This window comes from Cellulomonas sp. Root137, from assembly GCF_001426725.1.
In the GTDB taxonomy this organism is placed as follows: Bacteria; Actinomycetota; Actinomycetes; order Actinomycetales; family Cellulomonadaceae; genus Cellulomonas.
The window spans coordinates 1,275,139-1,294,936 of the sequence record NZ_LMFG01000001.1; the positions used below are offsets into that span (position 1 = coordinate 1,275,139).

General features: G+C 73.0%; 16 protein-coding genes and 2 riboswitches. Of the genes, 4 read left to right on the plus strand and 12 right to left on the minus strand.

Annotated elements, in window-relative coordinates; genetic code table 11:
- Window positions 1-12 precede the first annotated feature (12 nt).
- Both ASD18_RS06130 and ASD18_RS06135 read right to left on the minus strand, forming a co-directional pair.
- Entirely contained in the window at window positions 13-1,209 is a 1,197-nt protein-coding gene (locus ASD18_RS06130; protein ID WP_369817280.1) for an O-succinylhomoserine sulfhydrylase, read from the minus strand.
- Between the two features lie 59 nt (window positions 1,210-1,268).
- Window positions 1,269-1,682 (minus strand): rhodanese-like domain-containing protein, encoded by a 414-nt coding sequence (locus ASD18_RS06135; RefSeq protein ID WP_056088103.1) that lies wholly within the window; start codon window positions 1,680-1,682, stop codon window positions 1,269-1,271.
- A riboswitch (SAM riboswitch) is annotated at window positions 1,678-1,793 on the minus strand. Its footprint overlaps the gene before it by 5 nt.
- A gap of 118 nt (window positions 1,794-1,911) precedes the next feature.
- Window positions 1,912-2,026: riboswitch (SAM riboswitch) on the plus strand.
- A gap of 48 nt (window positions 2,027-2,074) precedes the next feature.
- On the opposite strand from ASD18_RS06135, the gene ASD18_RS06140 reads away from it, so the two are divergent.
- On the plus strand, window positions 2,075-3,463 hold the full coding sequence (locus ASD18_RS06140; protein ID WP_056088106.1) for an aminotransferase class V-fold PLP-dependent enzyme: 1,389 nt from the start codon (window positions 2,075-2,077) through the stop codon (window positions 3,461-3,463).
- Window positions 3,464-3,694: 231 nt separating this feature from the next.
- Window positions 3,695-4,336, plus strand: a complete 642-nt coding sequence (locus tag ASD18_RS06145) for a fasciclin domain-containing protein (RefSeq protein ID WP_056088109.1) — start codon at window positions 3,695-3,697, stop codon at window positions 4,334-4,336.
- A 39-nt stretch (window positions 4,337-4,375) separates the two neighbouring features.
- On the opposite strand, the gene ASD18_RS06150 is transcribed toward ASD18_RS06145, so the two are convergent.
- The 3 genes from ASD18_RS06150 to ASD18_RS06160 are packed head-to-tail and all read right to left on the minus strand — an operon-like array spanning window position 4,376 to window position 7,910.
- Window positions 4,376-5,242 (minus strand): MaoC/PaaZ C-terminal domain-containing protein, encoded by an 867-nt coding sequence (locus tag ASD18_RS06150; RefSeq protein WP_056088112.1) that lies wholly within the window; start codon window positions 5,240-5,242, stop codon window positions 4,376-4,378.
- Window positions 5,239-6,582, minus strand: a complete 1,344-nt coding sequence (locus ASD18_RS06155; protein WP_056088115.1) for a 3-oxoacyl-ACP reductase — start codon at window positions 6,580-6,582, stop codon at window positions 5,239-5,241. Before ASD18_RS06155 ends, ASD18_RS06150 begins: the two co-directional genes overlap by 4 nt.
- Window positions 6,583-6,584: 2 nt before the next feature.
- Complete coding sequence (locus ASD18_RS06160) at window positions 6,585-7,910, minus strand: acetyl-CoA C-acetyltransferase (protein WP_056091693.1); 1,326 nt, start codon at window positions 7,908-7,910, stop codon at window positions 6,585-6,587.
- A 109-nt stretch (window positions 7,911-8,019) separates the two neighbouring features.
- Between ASD18_RS06160 and ASD18_RS06165 the strand changes: the two genes are divergently transcribed.
- Both ASD18_RS06165 and ASD18_RS06170 read left to right on the plus strand, forming a co-directional pair.
- Window positions 8,020-8,871 (plus strand): TetR/AcrR family transcriptional regulator, encoded by an 852-nt coding sequence (locus ASD18_RS06165; protein WP_082573585.1) that lies wholly within the window; start codon window positions 8,020-8,022, stop codon window positions 8,869-8,871.
- Window positions 8,868-10,940 (plus strand): acyl-CoA dehydrogenase, encoded by a 2,073-nt coding sequence (locus tag ASD18_RS06170; protein ID WP_056088118.1) that lies wholly within the window; start codon window positions 8,868-8,870, stop codon window positions 10,938-10,940. Before ASD18_RS06165 ends, ASD18_RS06170 begins: the two co-directional genes overlap by 4 nt.
- Window positions 10,941-11,061: 121 nt before the next feature.
- Here the strand turns inward: ASD18_RS06170 and ASD18_RS21300 are convergent, their stop codons facing one another.
- The 7 genes from ASD18_RS21300 to ASD18_RS06205 are packed head-to-tail and all read right to left on the minus strand — an operon-like array spanning window position 11,062 to window position 19,793.
- Entirely contained in the window at window positions 11,062-11,784 is a 723-nt protein-coding gene (locus tag ASD18_RS21300) for a DUF2599 domain-containing protein (RefSeq protein ID WP_200938482.1), read from the minus strand.
- Window positions 11,781-13,259, minus strand: a complete 1,479-nt coding sequence (locus ASD18_RS06180; RefSeq protein WP_056088125.1) for an alpha-amylase family glycosyl hydrolase — start codon at window positions 13,257-13,259, stop codon at window positions 11,781-11,783. Before ASD18_RS06180 ends, ASD18_RS21300 begins: the two co-directional genes overlap by 4 nt.
- Window positions 13,256-15,064, minus strand: coding sequence for a xylan 1,4-beta-xylosidase (locus tag ASD18_RS06185; protein WP_056088128.1), 1,809 nt, complete (start codon window positions 15,062-15,064; stop codon window positions 13,256-13,258). Before ASD18_RS06185 ends, ASD18_RS06180 begins: the two co-directional genes overlap by 4 nt.
- On the minus strand, window positions 15,061-16,614 hold the full coding sequence (locus tag ASD18_RS06190) for a glucoamylase family protein (RefSeq protein ID WP_056088129.1): 1,554 nt from the start codon (window positions 16,612-16,614) through the stop codon (window positions 15,061-15,063). The genes ASD18_RS06185 and ASD18_RS06190 overlap by 4 nt, the downstream gene beginning before the upstream one ends.
- Window positions 16,615-16,634: 20 nt before the next feature.
- Window positions 16,635-17,510 (minus strand): carbohydrate ABC transporter permease, encoded by an 876-nt coding sequence (locus ASD18_RS06195; RefSeq protein WP_056088131.1) that lies wholly within the window; start codon window positions 17,508-17,510, stop codon window positions 16,635-16,637.
- Window positions 17,507-18,517 (minus strand): carbohydrate ABC transporter permease, encoded by a 1,011-nt coding sequence (locus ASD18_RS06200; protein WP_056088133.1) that lies wholly within the window; start codon window positions 18,515-18,517, stop codon window positions 17,507-17,509. The genes ASD18_RS06195 and ASD18_RS06200 overlap by 4 nt, the downstream gene beginning before the upstream one ends.
- 4 nt (window positions 18,518-18,521) lie before the next feature.
- Window positions 18,522-19,793, minus strand: a complete 1,272-nt coding sequence (locus tag ASD18_RS06205; protein ID WP_056088135.1) for a sugar ABC transporter substrate-binding protein — start codon at window positions 19,791-19,793, stop codon at window positions 18,522-18,524.
- Window positions 19,794-19,798: the final 5 nt, after the last annotated feature.

Consider the following 19,798-nt stretch of genomic DNA (forward strand, 5'->3'; position numbering starts at 1 on the left):
TGTGGCGCAGCGTCAGTCGTCGAGGGTGCCCAGCGCCTGGGTGAGGTCGTCGATCAGGTCGGCGGGGTCCTCGAGGCCCACGGAGAGCCGGATGGTCGACTCGGCGATCCCCACCGCGGCACGTCCCTCGGGTCCGAGCTTGCGGTGCGTCGTCGTCGCGGGGTGCGTGACCATCGACTTGGCGTCGCCGAGGTTGTTCGAGATGTCCACGATCCGCAGCGCGTCGAGCACGCCGAACGTGACCTTCTTGGTGACGTCCGGCGTCGACCCGTCGGGCACCGCGAGGTTGAACGTCACGACGGTCCCGCCGCCCGACTGCTGCGCGAGGGCGAGCTCGTGCTGCGGGTGCGACGGCAGGTACGGGTAGCGGACCAGCGAGACTCCCGGCTGCTGCTCGAGCCAGGTCGCGACCTGCAGGGCCGACGCCGTCTGGTGCCGCACGCGCAGCGACAGCGTCTCCAGCCCTTTGAGCAGCACCCACGCGTTGAACGCCGACAGCGACGGCCCGGTGTTCCGGATGAGGGTCTGGACCGGACCGTGGATGTACTGGTCGGTGCCCAGGATCGCCCCGCCGAGCACGCGCCCCTGACCGTCGATGTGCTTGGTCGCGGAGTACACGATGACGTCCGCGCCCAGCTCCAGCGGCCGCGACAGCACGGGGGTGGCGAACACGTTGTCGACGATCACCGTGGCGCCCGCGGCGTGCGCGAGCCGGCTGACCGCGGCGATGTCGACCAGGTCCTGCATCGGGTTGGACGGCGTCTCGAAGAACACCACGTCCGCCGGGGTGGAGAGCGCCTCCTCCCACTGCGACAGCTCGTGGCCGTCGACGTAGTCGGTGCGCACGCCCCACTTGGCCAGGATCTCCTCGAAGATCACGACGGTGGACCCGAACAGCGCGCGCGCGGAGACGATGCGCGACCCCGACTGCACGATCGCGGCGATCGACGTGAACACCGCCGACATGCCCGACGCCGTGGCGAACGCGGCCTCGGCGCCCTCGAGCAGGCGCAGGCGCTCCTCGAAGGTGGACACGGTCGGGTTGCCGTAGCGGGAGTACAGGAAGCGGTCGGCCTCTCCGGCGAACGCGGCCTCGGCCTCGGCGGCGGCGGAGTAGACGTAGCCCTGCGTGAGGAACAGCGCCTCGGACGTCTCGTTGAACTGCGACCGCACCAGGCCGCCGCGGACGGCGAGCGTGTCCGGGCGCAGGTCGGTGCGCGGGGTGCGGCGGTCGTCCCAGTCGGCAGGCCCGGGGACGCGCCGGTCGCTCACGCCTGCCGCCAGGGGAGCCCTGCCGCGCGCCAGCCGGAGTGGCCGCGGTGGCCGTCGGTACCGACGTCGCCCTCGAAGCCCTCGAGCACGTTGTAGGCCGGGCCCAGCCCGGCGGCGGTGGCGGCCTGCGCGGCGGCGACGGAGCGCACGCCCGAGCGGCACAGGAACACGACGGGCCGTCCCGCCGCGACGCCGGCGTCGGCCAGCTGCTTGAGGAACTGCGGGTTCGGGCGCCCGGACGGGTACGACACCCACTCGACCAGCGCGGCCCGGCCGTCGATCGGGGCCGAGTCGGGGATGCCCACGTAGCGCCACTCGGCGTCGGTGCGGACGTCGACGAGCACCGCGCTCTCGTCGGACGTCAACAGGTCCCAGGCCTGCTGGGGGGTCAGGTCGCCGGCGTAGCTCATCGAGGTCCTCGTCTCATCGGTCCTGGCGGTAGCACCCTCGGCCGGGCACACGGTGCCCGCGGGTTGCTGCGGCGTCGTCGAGCCAGATCTCTCAGCCGCTCTGGATGGTGGCCGTGATGCTACGCGCGGCGGCGCCCTCCTTCCAAGTGGTGGACAAGGCGTCCCGGTGGGCGAGACGAAGTCGGCGGCGCGTTGACAGCCACCGGGAGGTGCCGGGACCCTCGTTGCAGGTCATGAGCGCCAGCGTCAAGCCCCGGCTCGCTGGCCGGCAACCCTCCTCCGCGGTGGGGTGCCCCGGGTGACGACCTGGCCGCGTCCCGTCCGGGGCTCGGCAAGCGCGGGGTTCCACCTTCTCGACGGGTGTTCCCCCGGAACGTGTCGGAGGACCCACCATGACTGTCACCGCCGAGCGCCTCTCGTGTGCGACCGAGGTGAGCGCCCTGCTCCCCGTGGTCGGCGGCACCACCACCGTCCCGCTCGTGGACGGCACGCACCGCGTCTACGCCAACCTCGACTACGCGGCCAGCGCCCCGGCGCTCGAGGCCGTCGCGGCGCGCGTCACCGAGGTGCTGCCGCTGTACGCGTCCGTGCACCGCGGCGCCGGGTACCTGTCCCAGGTGTCCACCGCGCTGTACGAGTCCGCGCGCCAGACCATCGCGCGGTTCGTGGACGCCCGTCCCGACGACGTCGCGATCATCACGCGCAACACGACCGACTCGCTCAACCTGCTGGCCGGGGTCGTCCCGCCGGGGGGCCGCGTGCTGGTGCTGGACGTCGAGCACCACGCCAACCTGCTGCCCTGGGTGCAGTCCTCCGAGCGGCACGGCAACCGGACCACCATCCTGCCGATCGCGTCGACCGTCGCCGGGACCCTCGACGCGCTGCGCGACGAGCTCGCCCGCCAGCCGTACGCGCTGGTCACGATCACGGGTGCGTCGAACGTGACGGGGGAGGCGCTGCCGATCGACCAGGTCGTCGCGCTCGCCCACGCCGAGGGCGCCCGCGTGGCCGTCGACGGTGCTCAGCTGGTCCCGCACCGCGGCTTCTCGCTGGCCGACACCGACGCCGACTACGTGGCGTTCTCCGGGCACAAGACGTACGCGCCGTTCGGTGCGGGGGCGCTCGTCGGCCGCCGCGACTGGCTCGACACGGGTACGCCGTACCTCGCAGGGGGAGGTGCGGTGCGCGACGTGCGGGCCGATCGGACGGTCTGGCAGCCGGCGCCGGCGCGGCACGAGGCCGGGTCGCCCAACGTGCTCGGCGCGATCGCGCTCGCGGAGGCCTGCGACCAGCTCGCGGCCCTGCCGGCCGGGGCGCTCGCCGCGCACGAGGAGGCGCTGCGCGAGCGCCTGGTCGAGGGGCTGTCGGCCATCGACGGCGTCGAGATCGCGCGCATCTGGCCGGACTCCGCGGCACCGGTCGGCGTCCTCACGTTCACCGTGCCGGACCACGACCCGGGCCTGGTCGCCGCGTACCTCGCCGCGGAGCACGGGATCGGGGTCCGCGACGGCCGCTTCTGCGCGCACCCGCTGCTGGCCCACCTGGGCGCGTCGAACGGCGCCATCCGCGCGTCGGTCGGCGTCGGCACCACCAGCGAGGCGGTCGATCGTCTGGTCACCGCCCTGACGGAGTACCTCGCCACGGGTCCGGCCGTCCGCTACGAGGTGGTCGACGGCTGCTGGGCCGTGGTCGACGACACCCGCCCGCTGCTCGCGGTCCACGGCCTGGACCACCTCGCGGCGACGGCCGCCGCGGCGTGCGGACCGGCCCTGGACGACTGACCCGTCCCGCCCCGGCGGGCTACCCAGCGCTCACTTCGGCAGTTCGCGTCGAGCTCGGAAGTTCCAGCTGCCGAAGTCGACTGCACCTGCCGAAGTCGCGCTCGGGGGCCTGACGGGCCGCGGGTGCATCCGGGCGCGGGGGAACGGACGAAGAGGACACAGGGCGCCCTCCGGGTGCCCGCGCGGTGCGGCGCTGGGCGTCGGCCGCGACCGTCGTCCGTAGGAGCCACCATGAGGATCCGTCGCACGCTCTCCACCCTCGTCGCCGCCGGCCTGGTCGCCGGAGCCGGGGTCGCCCTGGCGCCCGCCGCGAGCGCCGCGCCCACCGGGACGTCGAGCCTGGCCGCCCTGCTCGCCTCGGACGGGGACACCTTCGACCGCAACTGGTACGACTTCGACATCCTCGACCAGGCCGTCGGTGCGGTGCTCGCCGCCAAGCCGACCAGCCCCGTCGCCGTGCTGGCCGACGGCACCGTCCCGCTCACCGCGTTCGTCCCCACGGACCGCGCGTTCCAGCTGCTGGCCAAGGACCTGACCCACCGCTGGTACGGCACCGAGGAGAAGGTGCTCACCGCGCTCGCGGGTGCGGTCGGCATCGACGCGATCGAGCAGGTGCTGCTGTACCACGTGGTCGCGGGCGCGACGATCGACTCGGGCACCGCGCTGGCCAGCGACAACGCCGTCCTCACCACGGCGCAGGGCGGCACGTTCACCGTCGACGTGCTCTCGAAGCGCTGGGGAGTGGTCCAGCTGCGCGACCAGGACCGCAACGACGTCAACCCATTCCTGATCCGCGGCAAGCTCGACCTGAACGCGGGGAACGTGCAGATCGCGCACGCGATCACGTTCGTCCTGCGGCCGGCCGACCTCTGAGAAGCCCCTGGCGGGCCGGGTCGACGACGACCCGGCCCGTCAGGACAGCGGGGTGACCGAGCCCGTCAGGTGCGGCTTGCCGGAGCGGGCGTCCCAGCCGGCGAACGCGAAGCCGTCGCCGTCGTGGGCGATGCGCACGGTGACCGTCCCGGGCAGCAGCACCGGCTTGACGAACTCGACCGACCAGTCGAACGCGTCCCCGCGCGCGGCACCGACGTCGGCCAGCGCCCGGGACGCGGTGTACATGCCGTGCGCGATGGCCCGCGGGAACCCGAACGCCTTCGCCGTGAGCGCGGTCAGGTGGATCGGGTTGCGGTCGCCCGAGACGGCGGCGTACCGGCGGCCCGTGTCGCCAGCGAGCGTCCAGCGTCCGGTCGGGGTCGGCGGGACGAAGGGATCGGACGTCTCCTCGACCGACCCTGCGAGGAACACCCCGCGCGCCAGGTAGGTGGACACCCCGCGCCATGCGAGCGTGCCGTCGACGGACACCTCGGTCACCAGGTCCACCTGCGTGCCGGACCGGTGAGCCCGCAGGTCGGTGGCGGTCGCCCGCACGTCGAGGACGTCGGTGAGCAGGACCGGCCGCAGCTGCGACACGCGGTTGGCCACGTGCACCAGGCCGACGAGCGCCAGGGGGAAGTCGGACCGGACCATGAGCGCGGTCGCCACGGGGAACGCCAGCACGTGCACGAAGCCGGCGGGCAGCCGATCGCTCCCGGGCTCGCCGAGCAGGTGCTGGTACGCCGTGAGATGCGAAGCGTCAGCACGCACCCCGCGGACGACGTACGCGACGTCCGGCAGCGTCGTCGGACCGGAGCGGACGCGACGCTGCAACGACAGCCCCGCGCCGCGGGCGAAGAGCCCGCCCAGCGCCGGGACGGACGGCAGGACGACGGTCGTCGTCACTGGCCCACCATGTTCTGCCCGCACACGCGCAGCACGCGGCCCAGGATCCCGCCGGCCGCGGGGGAGGACAGGAACGCGACCGTCTCGGCGACGTCCACCGGCTGCCCGCCCTGCTGCAGCGAGTTGAGGCGACGGGCCACCTGCCGGGTGACGGCGGGGATGCGCGCGGTCATCTCGGTCTCGATGAACCCGGGGGCGACCGCGTTGGCGGTGCCGCCGAACGCCTCGAGCAGCGGCGCGGTGGCCCGGACCATGCCGATGACGCCGCCCTTGGAGGCCGCGTAGTTGGTCTGGCCGCGGTTGCCGGCGATCCCCGACGTGGACGCCAGCGACACGATGCGCGGGTCGTCCGTGAAGTCGCCGGACGTCAGCAGGGCCTCGTTGATCCGCAGCTGCGACGCGATGTTCACGGCCAGGACCGAGTCCCACTTCTCCGGCGTCATGTTGGCCAGCAGCTTGTCGCGCGTGATCCCGGCGTTGTGCACGACGATGTCCAGCCGCCCGTGCCGCTGCAGCGCGTGCTCGAGGATGCGCGCACCGGCGTCGTCGGCGGTGACGTCGAGCTGCAGCGCGGTGCCACGCACCCGGTTGGCGACGTCCACCAGCTGCTCGCCCGCGGCGGGCACGTCGACCGCGATCACGGTGGCGCCGTCGCGCGCGAGGGTGTCGGCGATCGAGGCGCCGATGCCGCGCGCGGCTCCGGTGACCACGGCGACGCGGCCGGCCAGCGGCGTGTCCCAGTCGTCGGGCTGCGAACCGGCGGCGGAGTCGACGGTGAGCAGCTGCCCGTCGACGAACGCCGACTTCGTCGAGAGGAAGAAGCGCAGGGCGCCGACGACCGACGGCGCGGTGACCGGCACGTCGTTCGCGAGCACGACCCCGTTCCCTGTGGCCCCGCCGCGCAGCTCCTTCGCCAGCGACCGCAGCAGCCCGTCGACGCCCTGCCGGGCCGCGGCGACCGCGGGGGCGTCGTCGGCGACCGCTGCTCGCGAGACCGTGACGACCCGACCGCCGCGGGGCAGCGACTTCAGGACCGTGCCGATCTCGAGCACGGGCTCCGAGAGCTGGTCCGGGTGGGTCAGCTCCGTGAGGGCCAGGACGACCGCGGAGTACCGGGTGCCGGGCGTCGCGTGGCGGTGCACGTCGAGGTTCCAGTCGGTGGACAGCAGACCGGAGAGCGCGTCCGACTCCGAGCCCCGGCCGAGCACCAGCACGGCCCCCTCGGCCAGCGGCTGCCCGGGCGTGTAGCGCTTCAGGGGTGCCGGCTGGGGGAGGCCCAGCTGCTTCGCGAGCTTCTTGGTGAACCCGCTGTTGAGCAGGTTCAGGTAGGTGTCCGTCATGGTCAGGCCGCCTCGAGGATCGCGGTGAGGCCCAGCCCGCCGGCTGCGCAGATGGACACGAGCGCACGCACGGGCGTGTCCGAGCCGGACGCCACCTTCCGGCGGTGCAGCTCCTTGCTGATGGTCGCGATGATCCGCCCCCCGGTCGCGGCGAACGGGTGCCCTGCTGCCAGCGACGAGCCGTGCACGTTGAGCCTGGCGCGGTCCACGGACCCGAACGCGCCCTCGAGCCCGAGACGGGTCCGCCCGAACTCCTCGGACTCCCACGCGGCCAGCGTCGTCAGCACGGTGGCCGCGAAGGCCTCGTGGATCTCGATGTAGTCGAAGTCGGCGAGGGTCAGCCCGTTGCGGGCGAGCAGCCGCGGCACCGCGAACGCGGGGGCCATCAGCAGGCCGTCGTCGCCGTGCACGAAGTCGACCGCACCGGCCTCGGCGTCGACCAGCGAGGCGAGCGGGACCAGGTCGTGCGCGTCCGCCCACTCCTGGGAGCCGAGCAGCACCGCCGAGGCGCCGTCGGACAGCGGCGTCGAGTTGCCGGCCGTCATCGTCGCGGGCGTGTCCAGCCCGAGGCCGAACGCGGGCTTGAGCTTCGCCAGCTTCTCCAGGGAGGAGTCGGCGCGCAGGTTGGCGTCGCGCGTGAGGCCGCGGAACGGGGTGACCAGGTCGTCGAAGAACCCGGAGTCGTAGGCCGCGGCGAGCCTCTGGTGGCTGGCCAGCGCGACCTCGTCCTGCGCCTCCTGCGTGATGCCCCACTGCGCGGTGGTCAGGGCCTGGTGCTCGCCCATCGACAGGTGCGTGCGCGGCTCGCCGGTGTTCGGCGCCGACGGCGCGAGGTCCTTCGGGCGGATCTTCGCGACGGCCGCGAGCTTCTGCCCGACGGAGCGCGCGCGCGACAGGTCGAGCAGCGCGCGCCGCAGCCGGTTGCTGACGGCGATGGGGGCGTCCGACGTGGAGTCGACGCCGCCGGCGATCGCGGACTCGAGCTGGCCGAGGCGGATCTTGTTGCTCAGGGAGACGACGGTCTCGAGGCCGGTCGCGCAGGCCTGCTGGACGTCGTACGCGGGGGTCTCGGCGGAGAGGGCCGAGCCGAGGACGGACTCGCGGGTGAGGTTGAAGTCCTTGCTGTGCTTGAGCACGGCGCCCGCGGCGACCTCACCGATGCGCTCGCCCTGCAGGCCGTACCGGGCGACCAGCCCGTCGATCGCGGCGGTGAGCATGTCCTGGTTGCTGGCGCGGACGTACGGTCCGCCGGCGCGGGCGAAGGGGATCCGGTTGCCGCCGAGCACGTAGGCCTTGCGGACGCTCGGGGTGGGGGTGGGGCGGGCCATGAGGCGCGTTCCTCTCGCATCGTCGCTGAGGGCGGGGGGACCGAGCGCGAGGCGCTCGAGGATGATGACGTGGTGTCCGAAACCCACAGTACCTGATACCTTCGGTCTCGTGAGCCCTGTCACACCGGGCCCGTCGAAGGCGACGGCCCTCACGCTGCTGAACTCCGAGGCCGGTCGTGCGCGACCGGCCTTGCCGACTCCCCCTGCGACCCGCCGACCGCCGGACGACGCCTTTGCCGCCGACGGCCGCTCGACCCGCTGGGCCGACCACCGCGAGGCACGCCGCGCGGAGCTCGTCCGCATCGCCCGCCGGACCGTCCACCACAAGGGACCGGACGTGTCGATGGAGGAGATCGCCGCCGCGGCGGGCACCTCCAAGTCGATCGTCTACCGGTACTTCGCCGACAAGACCGGCCTGCAGATCGCCGTCGCCGAGGCCGTCGTGCTCCAGATCCAGGGGGCGCTCGAGGGCGTCCTGCGGATCGCGCCGACCCCCCGCGACGGCCTGCGCGCGATGGTCGCGGTGTACCTCGAGATGATCGAGTCGTCGCCGAACGTGTACGCGTTCGTCACCCGCAACGGCTCCGTCGAGTCCGGGGGGCCGCTCGGCCACTTCCTCGACTCGGTGACCGCGCTGGTCGCCGCCCCGTTCGCGCGGGGGCTCACTGAGGAGCACGAGGGTCGGAGGACGGCTCGGAGGCCCGAGGCCTCCCAGGAGGACGACTCGGCTCTCGCCGCCCGCGTCGCGCTCGCCGAGTCCTGGGCCGCCGGCGCCGTCGGCTTCGTCCGCGGCTCCGGCGAGTGGTGGCTGGCCCACCGCGACGAGCCCGCCAGCCCGGACCGCGAGGAGATCACCGCCCAGGTCGCCGCGTGGCTCTGGGCCGGACCCGTCGGGCTGCTCGCCCGTGACCGCAACCGCACGTCCCCCGACCACACGCACGTCCCGGAGGAGTCCCGATGACCACCACCACCCCGCGCCCGACCGTCGACGCTCCCGGCTCCGGCGACCCGCGCCTCGACGCGGACGTCCGCAACGTCGACATCGCGCACCTGAGCAAGGTCCTGCTGGGGCACTACCCCGAGCTGCGACTCGCGGCGCGCAACCTCATGGCCGACGAGCGGTTCCACCGGATCGAGGGCCTGACGCTGGCCGAGCACCGCGAGCGGGTCATCGGCCAGCTGCGCCTGCTGGTCGCCGAGGGCGACGTGCACCGCTCGTTCCCGGAGCGGTTCGGGGGCGCCGAGGACCACGGCGGCTTCCTGGCGCGGTTCGAGGAGCTGACGCACGCGGACCCGTCGCTGCAGATCAAGTCGGGGGTGCAGTGGGGACTGTTCGCCTCCGCGATCTACCACCTGGGCACCGAGCGGAACCACGACGAGTTCCTGGCCGACTCGCTCTCGCTCGCGGTCCCGGGCGCCTTCGCGATGACGGAGACGGGCCACGGCTCGGACGTCGCCGCCATCGGCACGACCGCGACGTACGACCCGGCCACGCAGGAGTTCGTCATCCACACGCCGTTCCGCGCGGCGTGGAAGGACTACCTGGGCAACGCCGCCCTGCACGGCACGGCGGCGACCGTCTTCGCCCGCCTGGTCACCGCGGGTGTCGACCACGGGGTGCACGCCTTCTACGTCCCGCTGCGCGACCCGGAGACGATGGAGTTCCTGCCCGGCGTCGGCGGCGAGGACGACGGGCTCAAGGGCGGCCTCAACGGCATCGACAACGGCCGGCTCTGGTTCGACCAGGTCCGCATCCCGCGCACCAACCTGCTCAACCGGTACGGCGACGTCGCCGAGGACGGGACCTACTCGTCGCCGATCGCGAGCCCCGGCCGCCGGTTCTTCACCATGCTCGGCACGCTCGTGCAGGGCCGCGTCTCGCTCGACGGTGCCGCGGTCACGGGCGCCCGCCTCGGCCTGACCATCGCGATCACGTACGGCAACCAGCGCCGCCAGTTCAACGCGGCGTCGCCCACCGAGGAGGTCGTGATCCTCGACTACGCGGAGCACCAGCGCCGCCTCCTCCCGCTGCTCGCGGAGACGTACGCCGCCGGGTTCGCGCACGAGGACCTGCTCGCCGCGTTCGACGACGTGTTCTCGGGCCGCAACGACACCCCGGAGACGCGCGAGGACCTGGAGACCCTGGCCGCCGCGCTCAAGCCGGCGTCGACCTGGCACGCGCTGAACACCCTCCAGGTGGCGCGCGAGGCGTGCGGCGGCGCCGGGTTCCTGGCCGAGAACCGGCTGACCAGCCTGCGGGCCGACCTGGACGTCTACGCGACGTTCGAGGGCGACAACACGGTCCTGCTGCAGCTCGTCGGCAAGCGTCTGCTCACCGACTACTCCAAGAGCTTCAAGCACCTGGACGCCACCAAGGTCGCCCGCATGGTGGCCGAGCGCGCGTCCGACGCCGCCCGGTACCGCACACCCCTGCACCGGGCCGTGCAGACGATTGCCGACGTCGGCGACCCGCGCCGGTCGGCCGGCCAGCTCCGTGAGACGGCCACCCAGCGCGAGCTGCTGGTGGACCGTGTCGAGACGATGGTCGCGGAGATCGCCCAGGCGCTGCGCCCGGCCCAGAAGGCGGACCCCGCGACGGCCGCGGCCCTGTTCAACGCGCACCAGCACGAGCTCGTCGAGGCCGCCCGCGCGCACGCCGAGCTGGTCCAGTGGGAGTCGTTCACCGCCGCGCTCGAGCGGGTCACCGACCCGGGGACCCGCCAGATCCTCACCTGGGTGCGCGACCTGTTCGGGCTCACGCTCATCGAGCGCCACCTCACCTGGTACCTGCTGAACGGCCGGCTCTCCGCGGGCCGCGCCCGGACGGTCACGTCCTACATCGACCGGCTGCTGGCCCGGCTGCGCCCGCACGCGCAGTCCCTGGTCGACGCGTTCGGCTACGAGCAGGCACACCTGCGCGCCCCGATCGCGTCGGGCGCCGAGCAGGCCCGGCAGGACGAGGCGCGGGCCTACTACCGGGCGCAGCGCGCGTCCGGCGACGCCCCGGTCCCGGAGAAGCACAAGCGCTGACCCCGACCGCGCGCCGACCCGGCGCGCCCACCCGACGCCTCCACCCCCCGAGGCGACGGCAGCCCGGCCCGTCTCCCTGCGCATCACGCGGGAGCCGGGCCGGGCGTGTGTCAGGCGGAGCTCAGGGGTTGCAGCGGGCGGTGATCATCTCGACCAGCCCGACCTCCGGGCGCCACGGCTCAAGGTTCCAGGTGGCCTTGTCGGGAGCGCCCAGCTCGTGGCACTCCAGCTGCGCCTGCATGCCCGGGCTGTCGGCGTCCGGTGCCAGGGCGACCACCTGCGCCCACAGGCCCTCCTGCGCCGCCTGGCTGCCGGCTCGCGCCCACGCGCTGGGGGTGACCGCGAGCGAGCGCCCGCCCTCGGCCTCACCCCAGACGGCGCCGAGCACGACTGCGGTGGTGAACCAGAGGCCGGCGGAGCCGGTGTCGAGCCGGAGCACCTCGGGACCGACCTGGCTGAGGCCCGCACCCCGCGGCTCGGTGACGAGTCCGCCGACGAACACCCCGCCGGCGTCCCTGACGACGGCCGAGCCGTCGGCGAGCGCCGTCAGCGTCATCCCGACGGGCGCGACGACGAGCGCCTCGCCCGGGGCGGTCACGTGGGCGGACCCGTCGTCGTCGGTCCGGACGTCCGTGCCGGGCGGGACCACGGTGAGGGCCACCGCCCCGGAGGCGACGGGGGTGCCGGTCGCGCGGAGCACGTCGGGATCGGTCGGGTCCGTCGTGGCCGTCGGGGTGGGGGATGCGGTGGGTGACGGCAGCGCCGGGGGCTCGGCGCGGCTCGGGGTGCAGGCCGCGAGCATGACGGCGAGCAGCACCGCCGCCGTCGCACCTCGCGTCCTCATCCTCGGAAACGTACCGGCCCGTCGGTCAGCCAGGCGCACTCCGACGGGGTGACGACGGTCGGGTCTGCGCGGGGGGAGCTCCGGACGACCACCGCGGCACCGTCCGGGAGCCGCCAGGGCCGGGACGACGCGTTGAGCACCACCCGCGCGCCGCCACGCCGTCCGACCAGCACCCCGGGACGGGCGTCCTCCCAGGTCAGGTCCTCGGTCGTCCAGAGGGCCGGTCGTGCCGACAGCGCCCGGTGCAGCACCGACCAGGTCGAGCTCGGGTCGGCCTCCTGCCGGTCACGGGCGTAGACGGACCACTCGGCCGGGACCGGCAGCCACGGGTCGCCCGTGGTGAACCCGAGGTTCCGGCCCGAGGTCCAGGGCAGCGGGATGCGGGCACCGTCGCGGTTGGGCAGCCGGCCGCCGGACCGCAGCGACTGCGGGTCCTGCCACCGCTCCGGCGGCACGTCCGCGTCGGGCATGCCCAGCTCGTCGCCGGCGTAGAGGAAGAACGCGCCGGGCAGCGCGAGCAGGAACAGGTGCAGTGCCAGCGCACGCTCCGGTCCGAGGCGCGTGGCGGCGCGCGCGATGTCGTGGTTGCCGAGCACCCAGGCGGGCAGGGCGCCGACGGCGCGATGGGCGGCCAGCTGCGCGTCGACGGTCCGACGCAGCGCCGCCGCGGACCACGGGGTGCGCAGGATGTCGAACGCGAAGGCTTGGCCCAGCTCGTCGGCGCGGGCGAACGCGGCGGTGCGCTCGGGCGGCCCCCACGCCTCCGCGACCGCGAGGACGTCGGGGCCGAGCACGCGCCGCCAGGAGCGGTAGATCTCGTGCACCTCGGCCCGGTCCCAGTGCGGGTGGTCCTCGCCGCGACGCACCTCCGCGTACGACGGCTCCTTGGCCAGCCCGCCGGCGACGTCCACGCGGAAGCCGTCGACGCCGCGGGCCAGCCAGAACCGGAGCGTCGCCGCGAAGTCCTCCTGCACGGTCGGGTGCGCCCAGTTGAGGTCGGGCTGCTCGGGCGCGAAGAGGTGCAGGTACCAGTCGCCGTCGGGCAGCGCCGACCACGCGGAGCCGCCGAACATCGAGCGCCAGCCGTTCGGCTGCGACCGGACGTGGAACAGCGCCCGCTCCGGACCGCCCCCCCGCGCTGCGACGAACCACGGGTGCTGGTCGGACACGTGGTTGGGCACCAGGTCCATCACCACCCGAAGGCCACGGTCGTGCGCGGCCGTGACGACGGCGTCGAACGCGGCCAGGTCCCCGAACAGCGGGTCGATGTCGCGGTGGTCCGCCACGTCGTACCCGTGGTCCGCCTGCGGGGACCGGTAGACCGGCGTGAGCCAGAGGCCGTCGACACCCAGGCGGGCGACGGCGTCGAGCCCGGCGGTCAGACCCGCCAGGTCACCGACGCCATCGCCGTCGCCGTCCAGGAACGAGCGCACGTACACCTGGTAGACCACGGCGCTGCGCCACCACGAGCTCACACGCGAACCAGCTCGACCAGGACGATCGCCGGGTTGGGCAGGTGGACGTCGATCGAGGAGCCGTCCAGTGGCCGCTCGGTCACGGCCAGCCGGTCGGCCGCCCGCAGCGTGGCCCACTGGTCGTCGGTCGGCCAGTCGGCTCCCTCGGACAGCGACGACCACACGGCCGCGATGTTCGAGTGGTCCGCGTCGATCCGCGACTCCCGCACGGTCCACGACCCCGGCGGGAGCCCGTCCAGCACCAGGTGCACGGTCCGGTCCAGCGCGGCCGACCCGTCGACCTTGCCCTGGTCGAGGGTGCCGTTCCAGAGCGCGACGGCGACCCGGCTGACGTCGTCGTCGCCGTCACGCGACGCCCACGCCTCGACCAGGCTGTCCGCGCCGTCCCCGGTCAGGGTCGCCGCGACCTCGTCGGACCCCAGCTGCTCCAGCAGCCACAGGGCCCACCAGCGCGGCTTGCGCAGCTCGCCGACCGTGCGCAGCCCGAACCCGCCGTGCAGCAGCCGCGGCGGGCGGCCCAGCTCCTCGAACTGGTCGGACACCACCCAGTAGGACAGGGCCTCGATCCGGCCGGCCGCGGAGCGCATCCCGCGCGCGAGGAACGCCGCGGAGAACACCCCGTCGTTCGCGTTGCCGAAGTGCGTCGGGCTCACGCCCCACTCGGTCCACCAGATCTCGGCGTCCTCGCGCCCGTGCCGCGCGAGCGTGGCCCGCAGGTCCAGCGGCGCGTTCCCGTAGGTGTGCGTCGAGACGAAGTCGACGGGAGCGCCGGACCCGGCGACGTGCTCGAGCAGCCCGTCCACCCAGCCCGCCGCCGCCGTCGACGGCCCCCCGACCACGAGCCGGTCGTCGACCGCGCGCACGGCGTTCACGGTCACGTCGTACAGCCGCCAGAACTCCTCGCGCGTGCCCGACCAGAACACCTCCAGGTTCGGCTCGTTCCACACCTCGAACGACCACCGGTCGCGTACCTCGTCCAGCCCGTAGCGCTGGATCAGGTGACCCACGAGGTCGGTGATCAGCGCGCCCCAGCGGTCCCAGTCCTTGGGCGGGGACACGATCGCGCCGTACCCGAACACGGTCACGTCCGGGTTCGAGGCCAGGTCGCGAGGCATGTACGACAGCTCGACCACCGGCCGCAGGCCCAGGGCCAGCAGCGCGTCGTAGGTGGCGTCGATGCCGGTGAAGTCGTGCACTGGCCGGCCATCCACCTCGCGGTACACGCCGAGGTCGTCGCACAGGATCGCGTGCGCCCGGACGGTCGCGACCCCCAGCTCGTCGTGCGCCGCGCGCAGCGCGCTCGTCAGGTCGGCCGCGATGCTCTGCCCGCCCACCGACTCCTCGCTGAGCAGCAGGCTGAGGTGCTCCGAGCCGATCATCGGCCGCCAGGGCCGGGGCAGCTCCCGGACCACGGTGTCGAGGTCGACGAGCACCTCCACCACGGCGGGGTCACCGACAGGCAGCGACGCGGCGACCACCTCGTCGCCCCCGGGGCCTGTCACGTCGACGTCGGTCACGGTGGCCACGGTGTACCTGTGCGGGACGCCGGGCTCGCCCGTCGTGTCCGCGTAGGGCCCGTGCGGCACCGCGAGGACGTCGCCGCCGTGGTGGTCCAGCGGGACGCCGTCCCGGATCACCTGGTAGCCGACCGCGCCCTGCACCGGCTCCCAGTGCAGGGACACCTGGCCGACGCCGGGCGCCGCGTACAGCCCGGCCGGCGAGGCCAGGACGGGGATCGCCCCGGCCGCCGCGGTGTCGGAGCGCCGACCGATCCGGTCCTCCCAGTCCGCGCGCGCGTCGGTCACTTGACGACCCCCGCGCCGAACTCCTCCTGGCCGATGAGCGGACGCAGGACCTTCTCCACCTGCCGGGTGCCGAAGGAGTCGTGCAGGATGCCGCCGCCGAGCACGTTGCCCAGCGCGCCCAGGACCATGCCCTGGTCGAGCGAGAGGTAGCGCTTCGCCTGCGTGTTGGTGCGCACCGCGACCGCGTCGTAGAACCCGCCGTCCCCGTACGCGCCGAGGACCGTCTCGATCTTGCGCAGGTTGTCGACGGCCTCGCGGGGCGCGTACGGCAGGGCGAGGAACGACGCGTGCGGGGTGACGACGCCGTCACCGAAGGTCGGCGTCGGGTTGGTCGCCGGGCGGCAGCCGTCGTAGCCGGCGTCGACGTTGGTCTTCTCCGCGTCGGACGGGTAGCCCTCGGGGTTCATCCCGATCGCGTCGACCCCGTAGACGTCGTAGTTGGCGAACGGGTCGCTGGCGGGGGAGAAGCCCCAGTAGCCGTAGCCGGCCTCGATCAGGCCGTGCTCGATGTGCGCGCGCACCGCGAGCGGGTGGTTGACGCCCCAGCTCTTCGGGGCCCACTCGGACTCCGGCACGAACAGGTCGGGCATGAGCTCCTCGAACATGTCGCCGCCCCACGTCGGCACGATGTGCATGCCGCGGTAGGTGAAGGCCCCCTCGAACACCTCGATGCCCTCGTACGTGCGGGTCACGCCGACCGGGCGCTGCTCCAGCCAGGCCCAGTCGCAGCTGGCCGGGAACGTGCGGGCGGTCGCGAAGTAGTGCGCGGGCGGGATCTGACCGCGGGCGATGCCGATGTAACTGGCGATCCGCGGCTCGGAGTTGGTGATGTCGTAGTGGTTCTTGGTGAAGAACACCGGCGACCCGGCGACCGTCCCCGGGTCGGTCTCCTGGGGAGGCGGGGCAGCCCAGAAGCCACCGCGCATGAGGCCGGGCTTGGTGCCGCCGAACTGGTTCGCGTCGTAGAACGCCGCGAAGTTCATCGGCTCCAGCAGCGCGTTGGCCTGCCGCCGCAGCGACGGCTCGGCGGTGGCGATCACCATGAGCGCGGCCGCGAACCACCCGTTGTCCACGCTCGACAGGAACGGGTAGATCGTCTCGCCGTTCGGAAACTGGGTGAGCTTGGCGCCGGTGGCCTCGTCGTACCAGTTGTAGAACATGCCGCTCGGCTCGTGGCGCTCCATCGTCGCGATCGTCGCGAGGGTCTGCTTCATGCGCTCGCGGGCCTCGCGCTTGCCGATGATCCCGAGCTCCTCGGCCGAGACGGTCGACCACAGGTACGCACCGATGTTCGTCGGCGAGGTGTAGCCGGAGCGCGTCGCGGGGTCGAGCGACGCGTCGATGTTGTCGGCGGGCAGGCCCGTGGTCTCGTCCGTCATGGCGACGAACGAGGCCCACGTGTCGACACCCCACCGGTGCAGGTCCGCGCGGTCGTGGCGGGTCAGGCCGAGGTCGTCGTCGTGGTGGCGTCCGCCGGCGGAGGCGGTCGTGGCACCGGTGAGCAGGAGTGCGGCAGCCGCTGCTGCGGCCGCGAGAGGTCGGAGTCTCATCAGTGAGCCCTTCTCGGAGGTCAGGTCTTGAGGCCGGTGGTGGCCAGCCCTTGGACGAAGTGGCGCTGGAGCGCGAGGAACACGACGAGCACGGGGACGACGACCACCACGGAGCCCGCCAGCAGCAGGCCGTACTGGGTGGCGTTCTGCCCGACGCTGTAGAGCGCGAGCGCGACCGGCAGCGTGTACATGTCCTCGGTGCTGGCGACCACCAAGGGCCACAGGAAGTTGTTCCACGAGCCCAGGAACGTGAGGATCGCGAGCGTGGCGAGCGCGGGCTTGCACAGCGGCATGACCACGCGCCAGAAGATCCGGAGCTCCCCGGCGCCGTCCACGCGGGCGGCGTCGACGAGCTCGTCGGGGATCCCCTGCATGAACTGCCGCATGAGGAACACCCCGAACGGCCCGGCCAGGAACGGCAGGATCAGCCCGAAGTAGGTGTTGACCATGCCCAGGTTGCTGACCAGCACGAACAGCGGGACCAGCGTCACCATCCCGGGGATCATCAGCGTGGCCAGCACCAGCCGGAACAGCCAGGTGCGCCCCCAGAAGTCGATCTTGGCGAACGCGTACCCGAGCATCGAGCAGAACAGCAGGTTGCCGAGCGTCACCGCGAGGGCGACGACGATCGAGTTGGTGAAGAACTGGACGAAGTCGAGGCGCGTGAACAGCTCACGGAAGTTGTCCAGCGTCGGTGCCTGCGGCCACCACGTGGGCGGGTTGGCGCGCAGCTCGCCCTCGGACTTGAACGACCCGAGCAGCATCCAGATGAACGGGGTCACGACGAGCACGAGCCCGACGCCCAGCACGGCGTAGATCCACGGCCGCGCCTGCGGCTCTCCGAGGTGCGAGCCCTCGGTCCCGCGGGGCTTGGTGGTACTGGCGGTGGTGGTCACTTCGCACCCCCGGTCCGGCGGAACCAGCGGCGCCGCCCGGTGGCGTCGTCCCGCTCGCCCAGCACCTTGAACTGGATGACGGTCAGCAGGACGACCGCGGCGAACAGCACGTAGCTCATGGCCGCGGCGACGCCGTAGTTGCCGAACCCGAAGGTGTTGTAGATCAGGTAGGCCACCGACAGCGTGCTGTTCAGCGGCCCGCCCTGGGTCATCACGAACGGCTCCTCGAAGAACTGGAGGAAGCCGATGCCGGTGATCACGCCGGCGAACAGCATGGTCGGGCGCAGCGTCGGCAGGGTGATGTTGCGCAGCCGCTGCCAGGCGTTGGCGCCGTCGAGCGCGCTGGCCTCGTGCAGGGCCTTGGGCACCGACTGGAGCCCAGCCAGGAAGATCACGACGAGCGTGCCCAGCGAGCGCCACACCGACATCGCGATGAGCGAGGGCATGGCCCAGGTGGTGCTGCCGAGCCAGTCGGGACCCTGGATGCCGAACCAGCCGAGCACCTCGTTGATCAGCCCGTTCTCCGGCTGCAGCAGGAACCGCCACACCACGGCCACGGCCACGATCGAGGTGACCACCGGCAGGTAGTAGCCGACGCGGAAGAACCCAGACAGCTTGGTGATGCCGGTGTTCAGGGCGAGCGCGATGGCCAGGGCGAGCAGGATCGTCAGCGGCACCCCGACGACGACGAAGTAGAGCGTGTTGAGCGCGGCCTTCTGGAAGAGCGGGTCGGTCAGCACCGTGGAGAAGTTCTCGAACCCGACGAGGTTCACCGCGAACGGGTTCTGCAGGTCGCGGCTCTTGAGGTCGGTGACGCTCATGAAGAGCGACGACACCACCGGCCACGCGGTGAACACGAGGAAGAACAGCACGAACGGTGCCGCCATGCCCCACGCGGCGATGCTGCGCCGACGGTGCATCGGGGAGGAGCGCCGGAGCCGGGGGGCGGCCTGGTCGGCCGCCCCCGGGTTCCGCACGCCCGACCCGGAGGTCAGGGTCGTGGACATGGGGTCAGAGCCCCGTGCCGATCGACTCGGCCTGCTGCTGGATGGACGTGGCAGCCTCCTGCGGGTCCATGCCTGTCTTGCAGACCTTCTCCAGCTCGGTGTCGATGACGTTCGCGATCTGCTCCCACGTCGGGATCGACGGAGGCGCCTGGGCGGTCGTCATCTGCTCCCCGAACACGGCCAGCGCGGCGTCGTCGGCGAGGTCGCCCTCGTCCCACGCGGACTGCACGGAGGGAAGGTCGCTCGTCGTGGCGTACCACTGCGCCTGGATCTCGGGCTGGCTGAGCCACTGGACGAACTTCCAGGCGGCGTCGCGGTTCTCCGAGCTCTTGAACACGGCGAGGTTGCTGCCGCCGATGAACGACGCCGGCTTCTCGTCGGACGGGAGCGGCGCGAGCGTCACGCTGTCGACGAACCCCTCGCCGCCGGTGTCGTTGAGGATCCCGATGTGCCACGGCCCGGACTGGAACGCGCCGATCTTGCCGGCGACGAAGTCGGGTTCGAGCGTGCCCTCAGGGAGCTCCTTGGGGGCGACACCGTCGGTGAAGAACGACTGGTAGTAGGTGAGCGCCTTGACGAACTCGGGGCTGTCGAACGTGAACTCGGTCTGCTCCTCGTTCATGATCTCCGCGCCCGCCTGCCACGCGAACGGCAGGAAGGTCTGCCACGCGCCCGTCTGACCGGCCTGCAGCGAGATGCCCCACTGGGCGCCGGCCGACTGCATGCCCTTGGACGTCGCCATCAGGTCTTCCCACGTCGCGGGGGTGGGCGAGACGCCGGCCTGCTCCGCCAGCGCGGTGTCGACGTAGAGCACCCGGGTCTCGACGTACCACGGGACCGCGTAGGACGTGCCGCCCACCTCGGTGGAGCCCCAGGCGCCGGGGAAGAACGTCGACTCGTCGATGAGGTCGGGCGGGGTCGGGTCCAGCCCGCCGCTGGTGGCGAACTCACCCATCCACGTGGTGCCGATCATCGAGACGTCGGGCACCTCGTCGGCCGCGATGGCCGTCGCGATCTTGTCGTGGGCCGCGTCCCAGGGGATGGCCGTGACGTCGATCGTGACGTCCGGGTTCTCCTCGGTGAACGCCTTGGCGAACTCGCCGAGGGCCTCGCCCTCCGTGCCCATCGCCCAGACGGTGACCGTGCCGCTGACGTCCCCGGTGGCGACCGCCTCGGCGGTGGCGTCGTCCGCTGGGGTGTCGCTCCGGCCGCAGGCGGTCAGGGCGAACGCCGTGACGGCCAGCGCGGCGACGCTGACGCGCGTGGATCTCCTCATGATGG